The 15,254-nt window shown below is 55.8% G+C and carries 16 protein-coding genes; 6 read left to right on the forward strand and 10 right to left on the reverse strand.

The genetic code is table 11. From position 1 onward, the window contains the following. Window positions 1-16: 16 nt before the first annotated feature. From ACMGG3_RS14405 to ACMGG3_RS14435, 7 genes are all read right to left on the reverse strand, one after another. Complete coding sequence (locus ACMGG3_RS14405) at window positions 17-1,204, reverse strand: NAD(P)/FAD-dependent oxidoreductase (protein ID WP_414149271.1); 1,188 nt, start codon at window positions 1,202-1,204, stop codon at window positions 17-19. After that, window positions 1,201-2,127 (reverse strand): VOC family protein, encoded by a 927-nt coding sequence (locus tag ACMGG3_RS14410; protein WP_025203264.1) that lies wholly within the window; start codon window positions 2,125-2,127, stop codon window positions 1,201-1,203. The genes ACMGG3_RS14405 and ACMGG3_RS14410 overlap by 4 nt, the downstream gene beginning before the upstream one ends. A 78-nt stretch (window positions 2,128-2,205) precedes the next feature. After that, a complete protein-coding gene (locus ACMGG3_RS14415; protein WP_020883705.1) occupies window positions 2,206-2,994 on the reverse strand; it encodes an IclR family transcriptional regulator in 789 nt (262 codons plus the stop codon). 12 nt (window positions 2,995-3,006) lie between these two features. Continuing rightward, on the reverse strand, window positions 3,007-3,756 hold the full coding sequence (locus ACMGG3_RS14420; RefSeq protein WP_020883704.1) for an SDR family oxidoreductase: 750 nt from the start codon (window positions 3,754-3,756) through the stop codon (window positions 3,007-3,009). Next, the gene (locus ACMGG3_RS14425) at window positions 3,756-4,778 is read right to left on the reverse strand and encodes an aromatic ring-hydroxylating oxygenase subunit alpha (RefSeq protein WP_020883703.1); all 1,023 of its coding nucleotides are present in this window, start codon (window positions 4,776-4,778) and stop codon (window positions 3,756-3,758) included. Before ACMGG3_RS14425 ends, ACMGG3_RS14420 begins: the two co-directional genes overlap by 1 nt. A gap of 10 nt (window positions 4,779-4,788) precedes the next feature. Beyond that, window positions 4,789-5,097, reverse strand: coding sequence for a recombinase-like helix-turn-helix domain-containing protein (locus ACMGG3_RS14430; RefSeq protein WP_014171555.1), 309 nt, complete (start codon window positions 5,095-5,097; stop codon window positions 4,789-4,791). After that, a complete protein-coding gene (locus ACMGG3_RS14435; RefSeq protein WP_013098654.1) occupies window positions 5,094-5,417 on the reverse strand; it encodes a Rieske (2Fe-2S) protein in 324 nt (107 codons plus the stop codon). Before ACMGG3_RS14435 ends, ACMGG3_RS14430 begins: the two co-directional genes overlap by 4 nt. Before the next feature lie 417 nt (window positions 5,418-5,834). Between ACMGG3_RS14435 and ACMGG3_RS14440 the strand changes: the two genes are divergently transcribed. Next, a complete protein-coding gene (locus tag ACMGG3_RS14440; RefSeq protein ID WP_414149272.1) occupies window positions 5,835-7,046 on the forward strand; it encodes an MFS transporter in 1,212 nt (403 codons plus the stop codon). A gap of 3 nt (window positions 7,047-7,049) precedes the next feature. On the opposite strand, the gene speB is transcribed toward ACMGG3_RS14440, so the two are convergent. From speB to yqgB, 3 genes are all read right to left on the reverse strand, one after another. Then, entirely contained in the window at window positions 7,050-7,970 is a 921-nt protein-coding gene (gene speB, locus ACMGG3_RS14445; RefSeq protein ID WP_014071686.1) for an agmatinase, read from the reverse strand. 209 nt (window positions 7,971-8,179) lie between these two features. Beyond that, window positions 8,180-10,156 (reverse strand): biosynthetic arginine decarboxylase, encoded by a 1,977-nt coding sequence (speA, locus tag ACMGG3_RS14450; protein WP_020883700.1) that lies wholly within the window; start codon window positions 10,154-10,156, stop codon window positions 8,180-8,182. 8 nt (window positions 10,157-10,164) lie between these two features. Then, the gene (yqgB, locus tag ACMGG3_RS14455; RefSeq protein ID WP_071605459.1) at window positions 10,165-10,296 is read right to left on the reverse strand and encodes an acid stress response protein YqgB; all 132 of its coding nucleotides are present in this window, start codon (window positions 10,294-10,296) and stop codon (window positions 10,165-10,167) included. Between the two features lie 332 nt (window positions 10,297-10,628). Between yqgB and ACMGG3_RS14460 the strand changes: the two genes are divergently transcribed. The 5 genes from ACMGG3_RS14460 (at window position 10,629) to endA (ending at window position 15,235) form a co-directional block, all read left to right on the forward strand. Further along, window positions 10,629-10,811 (forward strand): hypothetical protein, encoded by a 183-nt coding sequence (locus ACMGG3_RS14460; protein WP_025203262.1) that lies wholly within the window; start codon window positions 10,629-10,631, stop codon window positions 10,809-10,811. Between the two features lie 147 nt (window positions 10,812-10,958). Then, window positions 10,959-12,113: a methionine adenosyltransferase gene (gene metK, locus ACMGG3_RS14465; protein WP_014171559.1), complete on the forward strand. Its 1,155-nt coding sequence runs from the start codon at window positions 10,959-10,961 to the stop codon at window positions 12,111-12,113. A gap of 366 nt (window positions 12,114-12,479) precedes the next feature. Further along, the gene (gene galP, locus ACMGG3_RS14470; RefSeq protein ID WP_014171560.1) at window positions 12,480-13,877 is read left to right on the forward strand and encodes a galactose/proton symporter; all 1,398 of its coding nucleotides are present in this window, start codon (window positions 12,480-12,482) and stop codon (window positions 13,875-13,877) included. Window positions 13,878-13,935: 58 nt separating this feature from the next. Further along, window positions 13,936-14,433, forward strand: coding sequence for a SprT family zinc-dependent metalloprotease (locus ACMGG3_RS14475; RefSeq protein WP_032670169.1), 498 nt, complete (start codon window positions 13,936-13,938; stop codon window positions 14,431-14,433). A gap of 94 nt (window positions 14,434-14,527) precedes the next feature. Beyond that, window positions 14,528-15,235, forward strand: a complete 708-nt coding sequence (gene endA, locus ACMGG3_RS14480) for a deoxyribonuclease I (protein WP_106503478.1) — start codon at window positions 14,528-14,530, stop codon at window positions 15,233-15,235. The last annotated feature ends 19 nt before the right edge of the window (window positions 15,236-15,254 follow it).

The following is a 15,254-nucleotide window of genomic DNA, read 5'->3' on the forward strand; positions in this document are numbered from 1 at the left end:
TACGGGTGCGGGTTAGCTATCGCAATGACATCAGTGAAAAAGTCGGGTCTGCCAGCGGCACCGCGGACAGATCCCTTCCGGCAGCCATCCAGCGCTTCGCCAGCTTGACGGTACGCGCATCGTTGAACGCCACCAGCTGGGTCAGCCGTCCGTTTTCATCCAGTGAGAAAAACAGCGCATTATCCCGGGCAAGGGTTGTGCAGCCGGCCTGCGGAATACCGAGGATCTGAATGTTGTGCTGGTATTGATCCGACCACAGCCACGGCGCGTCGTCATAGCCGGGGGCATCGGGATTGAGCATGGCCTTTGCCGTGGCAACCGCCTGATTCTGGGCAAAGGCCCACGACTGAATGCACAGCCCATAGTGATGGTGCTGGGCCACATCACCGGCAGCAAAAATAAACGGATCCGACGTTCGCCCCTGAGCGTCCACCACGATCCCGCGCTCAGTCTGCAGACCCGCATCACGTGCCAGCTCGAGATTGAGATCAACACCGATCCCGACGACCACGGCATCAAAGGTTTCACGCTTGCCGTCACAGTGAATGACCGGCAGACCATTGTTATCTTCCAGCTCCAGCGTTCCGCAGCCGGTGCGGATATCCACGCCCTGTTCGCGGTGAAGTGTTTCCAGCTGCTGCGATACCTCGGCACTCACCGAACGCATGCACAGCGCGGGCTGCTGCTCAAACAGCGTCACGGCGACGCCACATTTACGCGCGGAGGCCGCAATCTCCAGGCCAATCCAGCCTCCGCCGATAATCGCCAGGTTTTGACTCTCTGCCAGGCGCGCCTTCAGCCGCTGTGCGTCCTGCCAATGGCGCAGGGTATAGACCTGCGGGTGGGCCGCCCACGCGTCGCCCGGCAGACGCGCCCGACCACCGGTAGCGATTAAAAGAATGTTGTAACTAAGGCATTCACCGTTGCTTAAGCGCACCGTTTTCGCGTGACGATCGAGAGATTCCGCGCGCACCGGCCGGCACCATGTCAGGTTCAATGCCTGTTGCGCCGCTTCAGGAAAGAGACGCGGTAGCGGCGCGTCCGGCTCCAGTAACGCAGCCTTGGACAGCGGCGGGCGTTCGTAGAAATCCCACGCCTCTTCCGCCACGACGCAAATCTCGCCGTCGAAGCCTTCGTCACGCAGGGTTTTCGCCGCCCAGCCACCTGCCTGACCACCGCCAATAATGACAATGCGCGAGGTCATACCGCCTCCGGCTTTTTCTGTTGACGGCGCGTGTCGTGGTCAATCCCACCCTCAACCGCCCACTCGGTGAATGACACCAGCGAATGTTCCAGCTCGCGCGGCTGCCAGTTTTCGGTGAGGTAATCATCGTTGGTGTAGTATTCAAACGCCCCGCCGGTTGGGCTGTTGACGTACCAGAAATAGGCCGAGGAGACCGGATGACGCCCCGGGCCAATAAAGGTGCTCCAGGCGTTTTTGTTCATCGCTATCCCACCGCCGATCACCTCGTGAATGTCGCGTACGGTAAAGGCAACGTGGTTCAGACCCCGCTTACGGTGAGGCAGCTGAAGAAGGAACAGGTTGTGATGCCCGCCGCGCACGCCACAGCGCAGGAACACCGCACGGTTGATGTAGCGGTCAGACACCTGGAACCCAAGCACCTCACGGTAGAACGTCTCCACCGCCGCCAGCTCCTCCACGAAGAACACCACGTGGCCCACGTTAATAGGCTGGGCGCGATCGTAGACCGGGCTTGGCGTGTCGATACGGCGGGCATCGCCCCACTGGTTAATCGGCTCGACGTTCAGCTCCACCGGCACCTGATGGCTGACCTGTACGCGCAGGGTCATGCCGTTCGGATCACGGCACTCCAGCGCGTCGCCCACCTCACGAAAACCGGGCTGCTTCTCAAGCTTCGGGCGCAGCGCCTCCAGATCGTCCCGGGTGGCGACTGCCCAGGTCATCCGGCGCAACGTATTTCCTGCTTCAAACGCTGGCGGCAGGTCAGGGCTGTCGACAGGATTAAGCTCCACGCGCGCGCCGCTCAGGGTAGTAAAACGCTGGCCGCTGGCATCGCCCGTCAGGCCAAAATCACGCATAAATTTGGCGCAGTGCGTCAGGTTCTCGACGCCAAATTCCAGCTTTTCAATTCCGGTTATACACATCGTTCGTTGCCTCGTCTGGCCCAGATTGGGCGTAAAACATGCCCGACGCAATGAAGCGCCTGGCGTTAACCTGCTGATTTAACTGGCCTGTGACAAATACCCTAAGAAGCCAGAAATTTTATCCGCCGCCATGCGGACATCGTTTTGCAGGCGCTCGCGATCGGTCTGCGGGATCTCCTCCGAAGGCACCAGAATGCTCACCACGGCCGCCACCCTTCCGCTGCGGTCATACACCGGATAAACGATGGAGGAGATGCCATGACGGAAGAAGGATTCGCCGATCACATAGCCGCGTGCTTTGTCCTGCTGCACCATCTGCCACAACGCTTCACGGTCGTGGATCTGGCCCGGCGTGTTGCCCGGCAGACGCTCGTGCGGGAACAGCTGTTCGAAATCGGCTCGCGAAATATCGGTCAGCAGCATGCGCCCCAGCGACGTGCAGTGCACCGGCAAACGGGTACCAATGCTCACCTGATTGATGCGAGAACCGGCGGCGCTGACGCGGGCGATATAGATGATGTCGCGCCCGTCGCGGATCGCCAGATGACTGCTGCACTGGCTGACGTCACGCAGCTGCTCGATGACCGGCTGACCGACCTGCGCCACATCCAGTGAGGCGATGTATTCAAAGCCCAGACGCAGGACGTTCATGCCAAGCGAGAAGGTATTGGTTCGCGTGTTGCGCTCCAGAAAACCCATGTATTCCAGCGTTTGTACCACGCGGTAGGCGGTGGCTTTCGGCATATCGACCAGCCTGTGCAGCTCGGCAAAGGTCAGTTCACGGTGCTGCTCGCCAAAGGCCAGCAACAGCTGTAAGCCTCGCTCCAGCCCGGGCACCAGGTACTTCACTTCGTGATCGCTTGCCATATTTGCTTTACCTCAGTTAAAGACAAAACCGCCGTTGACCGGAATCAGCTGTCCGGTGATAAACCGCGACAGATCGCTTAACAGCCAGACCACGCTGCCGGTGACGTCTTCCGGCTGCTGCGCCCCGGTGAGCGCCCGGCCGTTTTCGTAAAGCTGATGCCGCTCTGCAGGGACATATTCCGTCGCTTCGACGCGGGTTAAGCCCGGGGCGATGGCGTTAATACGAATGCGTTTTTCACCCAGCTCACGTGCCATTGAACGGGTCATGGCAATCACGGCGCCCTTGCTGGCTACGTAGGCCATCAGGCGCGGCGCGCCCCACAGCGCGGTATCGGAAGCCACATTGACAATGGCTGCCCCTTCGCGCAGCAGCGGTACCGCATCCCGGGTAACCAGCCAGGTGCCTTTGACGTTAACGCTCATCACCCGGTCCCACAGATCCGGATCGTAATCAAGCATGTCCTTACCGCCGACCCCGGTCGCCATCGCCGCGTTATTGACCAGACCGTCGATCGGTCCCTGTTCGCCAATGGCGCTGAACACCCGCGAAATGGAGAGCGGATCGGCCAGATCGATAACGTGTGATTCAATCGCATAGCCCTTCTCACTTAAGCCATGCGCGCTTTCAGCCAGTTCGCCCTGAAGGATGTCGCACATCACCACCGCCGCGCCCTGCTCTGCGCAGGCTTTCGCGAAATGAAAGCCCAGCCCACGCGCGGCACCGGTCACCACGATGCGTTTCCCGTTCAGCAGCCCATTCATCAGGCGGCTCCCTGCTGAGCTTCACGCGCCGCCAACTGCTCTTTCGCCGCTTTTTGCATCATGCGGCGCAGGCGCGAGAGGCCCACATCATGCTGGTAAAGGTATTCGTGTTCCCGTGCATCTGGCGCCATGCTCTCCAGCACCACGCGGTCCTGCTCAAGGACTTCCCAGTGCAGTTTTTCCAGACGGTTACGGTACATGAAACGCCACATATCGCGCTGCCAGCCCTGCACGCGGCGGATACGCCAGAAGAAGACGCGGCAGTTATCGTTATCTTCCGGCACCACCATGCCAACAATGAAGAAGTGACCGCCCGGCCCGAAACGCTTCTTATAAGGAATGGACAAACGCATCCAGTAGGTGCCGCTGTTGCCCAGCTCAACCCAGTCGAAGTTGACGCCGCTCTGGCCTTTTTTCTCGAAGATAAACCCGGTTTTCGTCGGCTGCAGAACCATATCCGCTTTGCGATCCCCTTCCGCCATGGAGTGCGACGAAGAGTGCAGATAGGTGCCGTGCATCGGGTCCATCACGTTTTCCAGTGCGTACTGGTAATTGCATTTCCACGCGGCGGTGCAGAGAAAATTGCTGTAGGCGTCGGTGTCAGCCAGTTCGTCCGGGAAGCTCAGTTCGTCGGGTTGCTGATCGGCGGTAACGCCAAACCAAAGGAAGATGGCCCCGTGCACTTCCTGCACGTTGTAGCTGCGCACACACTGCTGGCCGACCAGCGGACATTTGTCCACCGCAGGCACATCCTTCACTTCGCCGTTGCCCGCCACTTCCACGCCGTGATACCAGCAGGCGATACGATCGCCCAGATTCCAGCCCATCGACAGACGCGCGCCACGGTGCGGACAGCGATCTTCCAGCGCCTGCACCTGGCCATCTTTGTTGCGCCAGACCACTATCTGTTCGCCCAGACGGGTGATCCCCACGGGCGCAGACTGAACTTCCCAACTGGCCAGCACCGGGTACCAGAGGCCGCGCAGACCTTTATCAAGATAGTTTTGTACGGTAGTCGTCATCGCATTGCCCTCAGTAGCCGTTAACCTGTAAGAAAGCCTGGAAGCTGGCATCGCTCCATGGCTCGCCCTGCTGATCGTGCATACGTACCGCGTTCAGCCCGTTTACCAGTTCCGGCACGGTTTCCGCGCCCTGTTCGAAAAGGTCTTCCAGCGTGGAGATAAGCGTGATTTCCCAGTTTTCCGGTACGCGGCTGCGGGTCTGCCAGATCAGGTTCTGGTAATCACCGGGCTTATGGATGGCGCCGTTACCGCCCTCAGCCGGAGGGGTAAACTGACGGCTTTCCGGCAGCGCCGGGTTGAAGTTCAGACTTTCGCTCATGCCACTGTCTCCTCGACGAAGGTAATCTGGATCTGGTTTTCAAATACCCGAACCGGGTAACGATTGAGGTTACGTCCGCCGGGGCCGTGCAGGCACTGGCCGGTTTTGACATCGAAAACCGCCTCATGCAGCGGACATTCCACTTTACCGTCCTCGACGAAACCCTGACTCAGCAGCGCGTAAGCGTGCGGGCATACGTCTTCCAGCGCGTAATATTCGCCATCAATCAAATAAACGCCGATCTCTTTCCCCTCGACGTTGCCGCTAAAAGGGAAATCTTCCTGTACTTGTTCTGCGTCACATACGCCTATCCAGCTCATCACGATCCTCCAGGCTTTTGTTTCATATATGAAACTCTGTTTCTTATTTAATACGGTCAATATAAAAGCGATGAATGTTTCGTCAAGCGCGAATGTGACGAATTTGTTAATCAGTCGAGGTTTAATTAGCTAAGTGTGCAAGCGATCACGAAAAAATGCAGCGATATGAAATTTTCATTATTCAGGCGTGAATGAATACATTTTTTTGATGATCTTTTATTTTTTAAAATAGAGATTGACTTCTTTTCTTTTTATTCCTTAAAAATTATATGCGCGCATACCTCTGGCGTTTCACCTGTGAAACTTTAATTTAATTTATCTCATTAAAACAATGAGTTTCACAGGTGAACCATTTTAGTTACGTGACAATAACGTTCATAAAAAATATAAACAGACAGCACGATTAAGGCGGATTAAATGACGGCAAGATGGCAAGGCACGTTGGCACTTCTGGTGCTCATTATTATTTCCTACGTTGACCGCGTAAATATCTCGGTGATGATTTTAAACCCTGAATTTGCCGAACATTTTCAGCTAAATGAAAACAGAATGTTACAAGGAATGCTCATAACCTGCTTTTTGCTGGGTTATGGTTTTTCCGCTTTACTATTGACCCCAGTTATCGAAAGCAAATTACATTATCGACAGGGATTGTTAACCAGCATTGCGATATGGGCCGTGGTCTGCGCCATCTCGCCACTGCTGGGGTCGCTGATGGGCATGCTCATCGCCCGACTGATTTTGGGCATTGCCGAAGGCCCACTCTTTTCACTGAAAACACGCTTTATCAGCGATAACTTTAGCGCCGGGGAAATTGGTAAGCCCAACGCCGTTACCGCGCTGGGCGTTTCACTGGGGCTGGCGGTAGGCTTTCCGCTGATCACCTGGCTGATGGCACACCTTGGCTGGGCGGGCTCATTTTATGCCCTCGCGGCGATCAATCTGGCGCTGGGTGGGGGGTTAATCTGGCGTTTCCTGCCGGCCCCTCAACATTCGGAAAAGCGCCGAACGTTCGGGTTTGTGCAGACCTTTACGCTTGCCTGGCAGACGCCGCTTCTGGGCTTGATCCTGCTGGTTGAAATCGCCACGCTGAGTTATCTCTGGGGCAGCAGCGCCTGGCTTCCGGCCTGGCTGCGCGATGAACACCACTTCTCCCTGCACGCGACCGGCTTTCTCGCGGCTATCCCCTTCCTGCTGAGTCTTGGCTCAAAGTTTCTGGGCGGTGTGCTGCTCGACAAAATGCGCCCGGACCAGGCACCGCTGCTGTTTGTGGTGGGCGGGATCTTAACGGCGAGTTCCGTCGTCATGCTGATGCTGAGCCACCAGCCCGGCTGGCTGGCGCTATTTATGCTCTCGGCCAATATTTTCTGGGGACTTCAGGGGGCAGCCATTCCGGCGGTTATCCAGCATCATGCGGCGCGGGAAGCCGTTGGCAGTGCCTACGGGATCATCAACGGGATTGGGAATATTTGCGCGGCGTTTATTCCGCTGCTGATGGGGATGGTGATGAAATCGGTGGGTTCAGTCAGCTCAGGGTTTTCGGTGCTGGTCGTCTCGCAGGTTATCACCCTGCTGGCAGGAGGCATGTTGCTGCTGCGCATGCGTCGCGCAGCAGCAATCCGGGCGTAAGGCTTATTCGCCTTTTTTCGCGGCCTGGATGTAGAGCATTTCCAGCGCGAGGGTGGCCGCTGCCAGAGCAGTGATCTCTGACTGGTCGTAAGCCGGAGCCACTTCCACCACGTCCATACCCACGATGTTCAGATCCTTCAGGCCGCGTACCAGTTTGATGGCGCGGTCAGAGGTCAGGCCGCCGATCACCGGCGTGCCGGTGCCCGGGGCAAACGCCGGATCCAGGCAGTCGATATCGAAGGTCAGGTAAACCGGCATATCGCCGACAATCTGTTTTACCTGAGCGATGATGTCATCCACGCCGCGATCGTTCACCTGGCCGGCATCCAGCACGGTGAAGCCGTTGTCTTTATCAAACTCGGTACGGATACCGATCTGCACAGAGTGGTTTGGATCGATCAGACCTTCGTTTGGCGCGGTGAAGAACATGGTGCCATGGTCGAATTCACAGCCGTTCGCGTAGGTGTCGGTATGGGCATCAAAATGCACCAGCGCCATCTTACCGAAGTGCTTCGCGTGAGCACGCAGCAGCGGCAGCGTGACGAAGTGGTCACCCCCGAAGGAGAGCATGCGTTTACCGGCAGCCAGCAGTTTTTCGGCATGGGCCTGCAGTTTTTCACTCATCTCGCGCGCGTCGCCAAAGGCGTACACCAGGTCACCGCAGTCAACCACGTTCAGGCGCTCGCGCATGTCGAAGTTCCACGGGAAACGGTTGTGCTCCCAGGCCAGGTTAGTGGAAACCTGACGAATAGCTGCCGGACCATGACGGCCACCAGCACGGCCTGACGTGGCCATATCAAACGGCACGCCGGTGATCACCCAGTCAGCGTCACTGTCGTACGGCTGGAAGTTCATCGGGAGACGTAAAAAACCAAACGCGTTAGATACCAGAGAGTTATCGTACTGATGGCCTAAAGTGCTCATGTCCTGACCTCTTTAAAGTCGATACATTAAAAACAGATGAAAAAAAATCCCCTCCGCGTCGTTAAACCCGACGAGGAAGGGATTGATTTGTAAATCACTTATTGGGGCGAATTATCGCCGCTAATTCATACGGGTTCAAGTGAGTATAGGCGAGGGTATTGCCCCTTGCCCTCACGCCGCCCCTCTCCAACAGAGAGAGGCAGGTTTACTTACTCGTCTTCCAGATAGGTGTATCCATAAAGACCCGCTTCAAACTCTTCCAGGAACTGCTGTTGCAGCGCATCGTCCAGACCGGTATTTTTCACCTGGTCACGGAACTGGGTCAGCAGCTTTTTCGGATCCAGCTGAACGTATTCGAGCATATCCGCCACGGTGTCCCCTTCGTCGGACAGCTCAACTTCCACGCTGCCGTCAGGGAAGACAAACACGTCAACCGCTTCGGTATCACCGAACAGGTTATGCATGTTGCCGAGGATCTCCTGATAAGCACCGACCATGAAGAAGCCCAGCATCGGCGGGTTCTCCGGATCGTACTCTGGCATAGGCATCGTGGTCGCGATACCGTCGCCGTCGACGTAGTGATCGATAGCACCGTCGGAGTCGCAGGTGATGTCCAGCAGCACCGCACGACGTTCCGGGGCGTGGTTCAGCCCTTCCAGCGGCAGAACCGGGAACAGCTGATCGATACCCCAGGCATCCGGCATCGACTGGAACAGCGAGAAGTTGACGTACATTTTGTCCGCCATGCGTTCCTGCAGTTCGTCAATAATCGGACGGTGAGCACGGTTGCTCGGGTCCAGCTGCTGCTGTACGTCGTGACACATGTTCAGATAAAGCTGCTCTGCCCATGCGCGTTCCTGCAGGCTGAACGTGCCCGATGAATACCCCACATGAATATCATGCAGATCCATCTGGCTGTCGTGCAGCCACTCGCGCAGCGAACGGCGGGTACCCGGCTCGTGCATCTCCTGCCAGGTTTCCCACATGCTTTGCAGCGCACGAGGCGCGTCCTCAGCCGGTGGGGTTACCTCTGAAATTTCACTGCGTTCAACGCCGATAATGTTCGATACCAGCACGGTGTGGTGTGCGGTAACCGCGCGACCAGACTCGGTGATCACCGTTGGGTGCGGCAGGCCGTGCTCTTCACAGGCATCGCCAATCGCCCAGATGATGTTATTGGCATATTCGTTCAGGCCGTAGTTCACGGAGCAGTCAGACTGCGAGCGGGTACCTTCATAATCCACGCCCAGACCACCGCCCACGTCGAAGCACTGAATGTTTACGCCAAGCTTGTGCAGCTCAACGTAAAAACGTGCTGATTCGCGTACGCCGGTGGCGATGTCGCGAATGTTGGCCATCTGCGAACCGAGGTGGAAGTGCAACAGCTGAATGCTGTCCAGACGACCACGCTCACGCAGAATCTCAACCAGCTGCAGAACCTGGGTCGCCGCGAGACCAAATTTGGATTTTTCGCCGCCTGAGGACTGCCACTTACCGGAACCCTGCGACGCCAGACGCGCACGCACGCCCAGACGCGGGATAACGTTCAGACGCTCCGCCTCTTCCAGCACGATAGCGATCTCTGTCATCTTCTCGATTACCAGATAGACCTTGTGGCCCATCTTTTCGCCAATCAGCGCCAGACGAATGTATTCACGGTCTTTATAACCGTTACAGACGATCACCGAACGGGTCATGCCAGCATGTGCCAGCACGGCCATCAGCTCCGCTTTGGAACCCGCTTCCAGGCCCAGCGGTTCACCGGAGTGGATCAATGATTCAATCACGCGGCGGTGCTGGTTCACCTTGATAGGGTAAACCAGGAAGTAATCGCCTTTATAGCCGTAAGATTCACGCGCGCGTTTAAACGCGGCATTAATGGAACGCAGACGATGTTGCAGGATCTGCGGGAAGCAGAACAGTGCAGGCAAACGCTGGCCCTGCGCCTCGCGTGCTTTCACCAGTTTGGCGAGATCCACGCGCGCTTCAGGAACGTCAGGATCCGGGCAAACGCTGATATGGCCCAGTTCGTTGACGTCGTAGTAGTTATTGCCCCACCAGGCAATATTGTAAGTGCGCAGCATCTTGCTGGCTTCCTGGGAGCTCATCGCAACCTCCTGCATGGAACGTAGTACACCCTGTTCGCCCGCTGACGAAGGCGAAAGCGAAGACATGTCGTCAGACATAGCGAACCTCAACTCTTTGTATTAAGTGTAAAACAGTTGACTACTATCGCAGCGTTATACGGCGATAACAACCCATAAACGGATCCATTTCCCAGCAGACTATGCTGAAAACCAGACCGTGCGACCGGTTTCATATTCATATCATTGTAAACACGTGTCCGAACTTAATTATGACAACGTTCGGCGAAACCACGAGAAAACTCTTGTCTTAACAAGAGCGCCCTTGTTCAGTTTTCACAAAGCGTGACCGGCCCTGGAATCCTGAGAAGCCCCGAGATGGGTATAACATCGGCAGGTTTGCAGATTAGAAATGCGGGTTGCGGGAATCAAATACGCGCCAGAACGGCTGCGCTGAATTAGCGGAAAACACTGGTTCATTATCTCGTATCACCTCCACGGCCGCTCCTGCTGAAACGGACCACAAGCCAAAGCTAAAAGTTCACTGCTTAACCCGGCTGGAAGTGGCGACACGATGAGTTCATCGAGCGCTTATTGGTATGAGCCGCGCGCCGCGTTTTATACCGAGAACAGGGGTAAATTGCAAAAGATAAATGCGCGGGTTGCCAGCGCCGTCAGGAAAAATTTCCAGCAGCGAATTCAACTCAGTGAGAGGTTAGTCAAAAAAAACTGGAAATCGGGCGAAGAACTGACCTAAAATAGCCATCCAGATGTTAATCCATCCATACTGATTAACACTCAGACTGCCAGTGTCATTAACCTGCAGGCCTTGGTAGAATTATCTCCTTTGGCTATTCCACACAGCAGCTTGAGCTAAACAAATTCCTTTTAGGTGAAATAAAACATGGCAAAACACCTGTTTACGTCCGAGTCCGTATCAGAAGGACATCCAGATAAAATTGCTGACCAAATCTCCGATGCGGTGCTTGATGCGATCCTGACGCAGGATCCAAAAGCGCGCGTCGCGTGTGAAACCTACGTCAAAACCGGCATGGTTCTGGTTGGCGGTGAGATCACCACCAGCGCATGGGTGGATATCGAAGAGATCACCCGTAACACGGTTCGTGAGATCGGTTATGTCCATTCTGATATGGGCTTTGATGCCAACTCTTGCGCGGTACTGAGCGCAATTGGCAAACAGTCTCCGGACATCAACCAGGGCGTTGACCGTGCCGATCCGCTGGAACAGGGCGCGGGCGACCAGGGCCTGATGTTTGGTTATGCAACCAACGAAACTGACGTGCTGATGCCAGCGCCAGTGACCTACGCACACCGTCTGGTGCAGCGTCAGGCTGAAGTGCGCAAGAATGGCACCCTGCCATGGCTGCGTCCTGATGCGAAAAGCCAGGTGACCTTCCAGTACGACGACGGCAAAATCGTCGGTATTGACGCGGTCGTTCTGTCTACTCAGCATTCCGAAGAGATCGACCAGAAATCCCTGCAGGAAGCAGTGATGGAAGAGATCATCAAGCCGGTTCTGCCAACTGAATGGCTGAGCTCCGCAACCAAATACTTCATCAACCCAACCGGACGCTTTGTAATCGGCGGCCCAATGGGTGACTGCGGTCTGACCGGCCGTAAAATCATCGTTGATACCTACGGCGGCATGGCGCGTCACGGTGGCGGTGCCTTCTCCGGTAAAGACCCGTCTAAAGTTGACCGTTCTGCCGCGTACGCTGCGCGTTATGTTGCGAAAAACATCGTTGCTGCTGGCCTGGCTGACCGCTGTGAGATTCAGGTTTCCTACGCTATCGGCGTGGCTGAACCGACCTCCATCATGGTTGAAACCTTTGGTACCGAGAAAGTGCCATCCGAGCAACTGACGCTGCTGGTGCGCGAGTTCTTTGACCTGCGCCCGTACGGTCTGATTCAGATGCTGGATCTGCTGCACCCAATCTACAAAGAAACCGCTGCCTACGGTCACTTTGGTCGTGAACATTTCCCATGGGAAAAAACCGACAAAGCCGCTCTGCTGCGTGAAGCTGCCGGTCTAAAATAATCGACTGACAGCGAATGTTAAAAAGGCCAGCCCCGTGCTGGCCTTTTGCTTTTGTCAGCCAGAGAGCCTGACATTGCGCTTTGCGTGAAACCGATTACACCCCACCCGATATACCTCGCTTTCAGAATAATCTCTTTGCATGATCGCATGTCTTATGCTGTTACATTTCCTTTCAGTTAAGTCTGAAATTCATTCAAACGCGATGCGCATCAACTAATTTACCTCTATATTTTCAAAGCTTTAATTTTATTTACGGTTGCACACCAGTGTAACCGATTACACCAATGTGATTTATCTCACATATTTATACGGGTTGCTCACTTACCCTTAACATCGATAAAACTGATAACCCAACTGGAGGGCATAATGCCTGACAATAAAAAACAGGGGCGTACGTCCAATAAGGCGATGACATTTTTCGTCTGCTTCCTCGCCGCCCTGGCAGGATTACTTTTTGGCCTGGACATTGGCGTGATTGCCGGTGCGTTACCCTTTATCACTGAAGAGTTCCAGATAAGCGCTCACACCCAGGAGTGGGTAGTAAGTTCCATGATGTTTGGTGCGGCCGTGGGTGCCGTGGGCAGCGGCTGGCTCTCTTTCAGGCTGGGCCGCAAAAAGAGCCTGATGATCGGTGCAATCCTGTTTGTTGCCGGTTCGCTCTTCTCAGCAGCGGCTCCAAACGTTGAGGTATTGCTGCTTTCTCGCGTGCTGCTTGGTCTGGCCGTGGGTGTGGCGTCGTATACCGCCCCACTCTATCTCTCTGAAATCGCACCCGAGAAAATCCGTGGCAGTATGATTTCGATGTACCAGCTGATGATCACCATCGGCATCCTCGGAGCTTACCTTTCCGATACCGCGTTCAGCTACAGCGGCGCATGGCGCTGGATGCTTGGCGTGATCATTATCCCTGCCATTCTGCTGCTGATTGGCGTTTTCTTCCTGCCGGACAGCCCACGCTGGTTTGCAGCGAAGCGTCGTTTCGTCGATGCCGAGCGCGTGCTGCTGCGACTGCGCGATACCAGCGCGGAAGCCAAAAACGAACTGGAAGAGATCCGCGAGAGCCTGAAGGTAAAACAGTCAGGCTGGGCGCTGTTTAAAGAGAACAGTAACTTCCGTCGTGCGGTATTCCTGGGCGTGCTCCTGCAGGTGATGCAGCAGTTCACCGGGATGAACGTCATCATGTACTACGCGCCAAAAATCTTTGAACTGGCGGGGTATACTAATACCACCGAGCAGATGTGGGGGACCGTCATCGTTGGGCTGACCAACGTTCTGGCGACCTTTATCGCTATCGGTCTGGTGGACCGCTGGGGCCGTAAGCCAACCCTGACGCTGGGCTTCCTGGTGATGGCCGCCGGTATGGGGGTTCTCGGCACGATGATGCACGTGGGGATTCACTCTCCAACCGCCCAGTATTTCGCTGTGGGCATGTTGCTGATGTTTATCGTCGGGTTTGCGATGAGCGCCGGTCCGCTGATTTGGGTGCTGTGCTCTGAAATCCAGCCGCTGAAAGGGCGTGATTTCGGTATCACCTGCTCCACCGCGACCAACTGGATTGCCAACATGATTGTGGGTGCGACGTTCCTGACCATGCTCAATACGCTGGGCAACGCGAACACCTTCTGGGTCTACTCCGGCCTGAACATCTTCTTTATTGTTCTGACGCTGTGGCTGGTTCCTGAAACCAAACACGTGTCACTGGAACATATTGAACGTAACCTGATGAAAGGTCGTCCACTGCGCGAGATTGGCGCACACGACTAATTCTCTGGCGGGAGGTGCCTCTTGCACCTCCCCGCTTCGCGCTTTATGCTCTGCCCCTATGAAAGCACCCCGTCTCCCCATCGCCCTTCAGCAAGCCGTTATGCGCAGCCTGCGAGAAAAACTCGCCCAGGCCAACCTGAAACTCGGCCGGAATTACCCTGAGCCGAAACTCGTCTACCAACAACGTGGCACGGCGGCGGGTACGGCGTGGCTCGAATCCTATGAGATCCGTCTGAACCCGGTGCTGATGCTGGAAAATCAGCAGGCGTTTATTGAGGAAGTGGTGCCGCACGAGCTGGCGCACCTGCTGGTATGGAAACACTTTGGCCGCGTGGCACCCCACGGCAAAGAGTGGAAGTGGATGATGGAAGCCGTGCTGGGCGTTCCGGCACGCAGAACCCATCAGTTTGAACTTGAGTCGGTACGCCGCAATACCTTCCCCTACCGCTGCCAGTGTCAGCAGCATCAGCTTACCGTTCGCCGTCATAATCGCGTGGTGCGCGGCGAGGCCACCTACCGTTGCGTCAAATGTGGTGAACCGCTGGTCGCGGAATAACCAACTGAACTTTCAGGAACTTTCCTGATCTGACTGATTGCATACAGGAACAACATTCGTTACGTTGCGGGCTCGTTTTGACACGGAGTGTAAGATGTCCCGTAATTTTTCTCTCGCGGTCGCTTTTCTGGCGACAGCACTCTCCGGCCAGGTTCTGGCCGACGGTATTAACAGTTTCTCCCAGGCAAAAGCGGCAGGCGTAAAGGTCAACGCGGATGTTCCCGGTGATTTTTATTGCGGCTGTAAGATTAACTGGCAGGGTAAAAAAGGGATCGTTGATCTCGAATCCTGCGGCTATAAAGTGCGTAAGAATGAAAACCGCGCCAGCCGCATCGAGTGGGAACACGTGGTGCCGGCATGGCAGTTTGGCCACCAGCGTCAGTGCTGGCAGGATGGCGGTCGTAAAAATTGCGCCAAAGATCCGGTCTATCGCCAGATGGAAAGCGATATGCACAACCTGCAACCCGCGGTTGGCGAGGTGAATGGCGATCGCGGCAACTTTATGTACAGCCAGTGGAACGGCGGAGAGGGTCAGTACGGCCAGTGCGGCATGAAAGTTGATTTTAAAGAGAAAGTCGCTGAGCCCCCGGCCCGCGCGCGCGGCAGTATCGCCCGCACCTATTTCTATATGCGTGACCGTTACGACCTCAACCTTTCCCGCCAGCAGACGCAGCTGTTCAACGCATGGGACAAGCAATATCCGGTGACGGAATGGGAATGCCAGCGTGACGCGCGCATCGCGAAAGTTCAGGGTAATCACAACCCTTACGTCCAGCGGGCTTGCCAGGCGCAAAAGAGCTAACCTACACTAGCGGCAATTC

This window comes from Enterobacter sp. BNK-18 (assembly GCF_047456135.1).
In the GTDB taxonomy this organism is placed as follows: domain Bacteria; phylum Pseudomonadota; class Gammaproteobacteria; order Enterobacterales; family Enterobacteriaceae; genus Enterobacter; species Enterobacter ludwigii.

Excerpts from the sequence above, each read along its gene's own strand:
- ACMGG3_RS14405 (WP_414149271.1), bottom strand. The coding sequence starts at position 1,204 with ATGACCTCGCGCATTGTCATTATTGGCGGTGGTCAGGCAGGTGGCTGG.
- ACMGG3_RS14410 (WP_025203264.1), bottom strand. The coding sequence starts at position 2,127 with ATGTGTATAACCGGAATTGAAAAGCTGGAATTTGGCGTCGAGAACCTG.
- ACMGG3_RS14415 (WP_020883705.1), bottom strand. The coding sequence starts at position 2,994 with ATGGCAAGCGATCACGAAGTGAAGTACCTGGTGCCCGGGCTGGAGCGA.
- ACMGG3_RS14420 (WP_020883704.1), bottom strand. The coding sequence starts at position 3,756 with ATGAATGGGCTGCTGAACGGGAAACGCATCGTGGTGACCGGTGCCGCG.
- ACMGG3_RS14425 (WP_020883703.1), bottom strand. The coding sequence starts at position 4,778 with ATGACGACTACCGTACAAAACTATCTTGATAAAGGTCTGCGCGGCCTC.
- ACMGG3_RS14430 (WP_014171555.1), bottom strand. The coding sequence starts at position 5,097 with ATGAGCGAAAGTCTGAACTTCAACCCGGCGCTGCCGGAAAGCCGTCAG.
- ACMGG3_RS14435 (WP_013098654.1), bottom strand. The coding sequence starts at position 5,417 with ATGAGCTGGATAGGCGTATGTGACGCAGAACAAGTACAGGAAGATTTC.
- ACMGG3_RS14440 (WP_414149272.1), top strand. The coding sequence starts at position 5,835 with ATGACGGCAAGATGGCAAGGCACGTTGGCACTTCTGGTGCTCATTATT.
- speB (WP_014071686.1), bottom strand. The coding sequence starts at position 7,970 with ATGAGCACTTTAGGCCATCAGTACGATAACTCTCTGGTATCTAACGCG.
- speA (WP_020883700.1), bottom strand. The coding sequence starts at position 10,156 with ATGTCTGACGACATGTCTTCGCTTTCGCCTTCGTCAGCGGGCGAACAG.
- yqgB (WP_071605459.1), bottom strand. The coding sequence starts at position 10,296 with ATGAATATGAAACCGGTCGCACGGTCTGGTTTTCAGCATAGTCTGCTG.
- ACMGG3_RS14460 (WP_025203262.1), top strand. The coding sequence starts at position 10,629 with ATGAGTTCATCGAGCGCTTATTGGTATGAGCCGCGCGCCGCGTTTTAT.
- metK (WP_014171559.1), top strand. The coding sequence starts at position 10,959 with ATGGCAAAACACCTGTTTACGTCCGAGTCCGTATCAGAAGGACATCCA.
- galP (WP_014171560.1), top strand. The coding sequence starts at position 12,480 with ATGCCTGACAATAAAAAACAGGGGCGTACGTCCAATAAGGCGATGACA.
- ACMGG3_RS14475 (WP_032670169.1), top strand. The coding sequence starts at position 13,936 with ATGAAAGCACCCCGTCTCCCCATCGCCCTTCAGCAAGCCGTTATGCGC.
- endA (WP_106503478.1), top strand. The coding sequence starts at position 14,528 with ATGTCCCGTAATTTTTCTCTCGCGGTCGCTTTTCTGGCGACAGCACTC.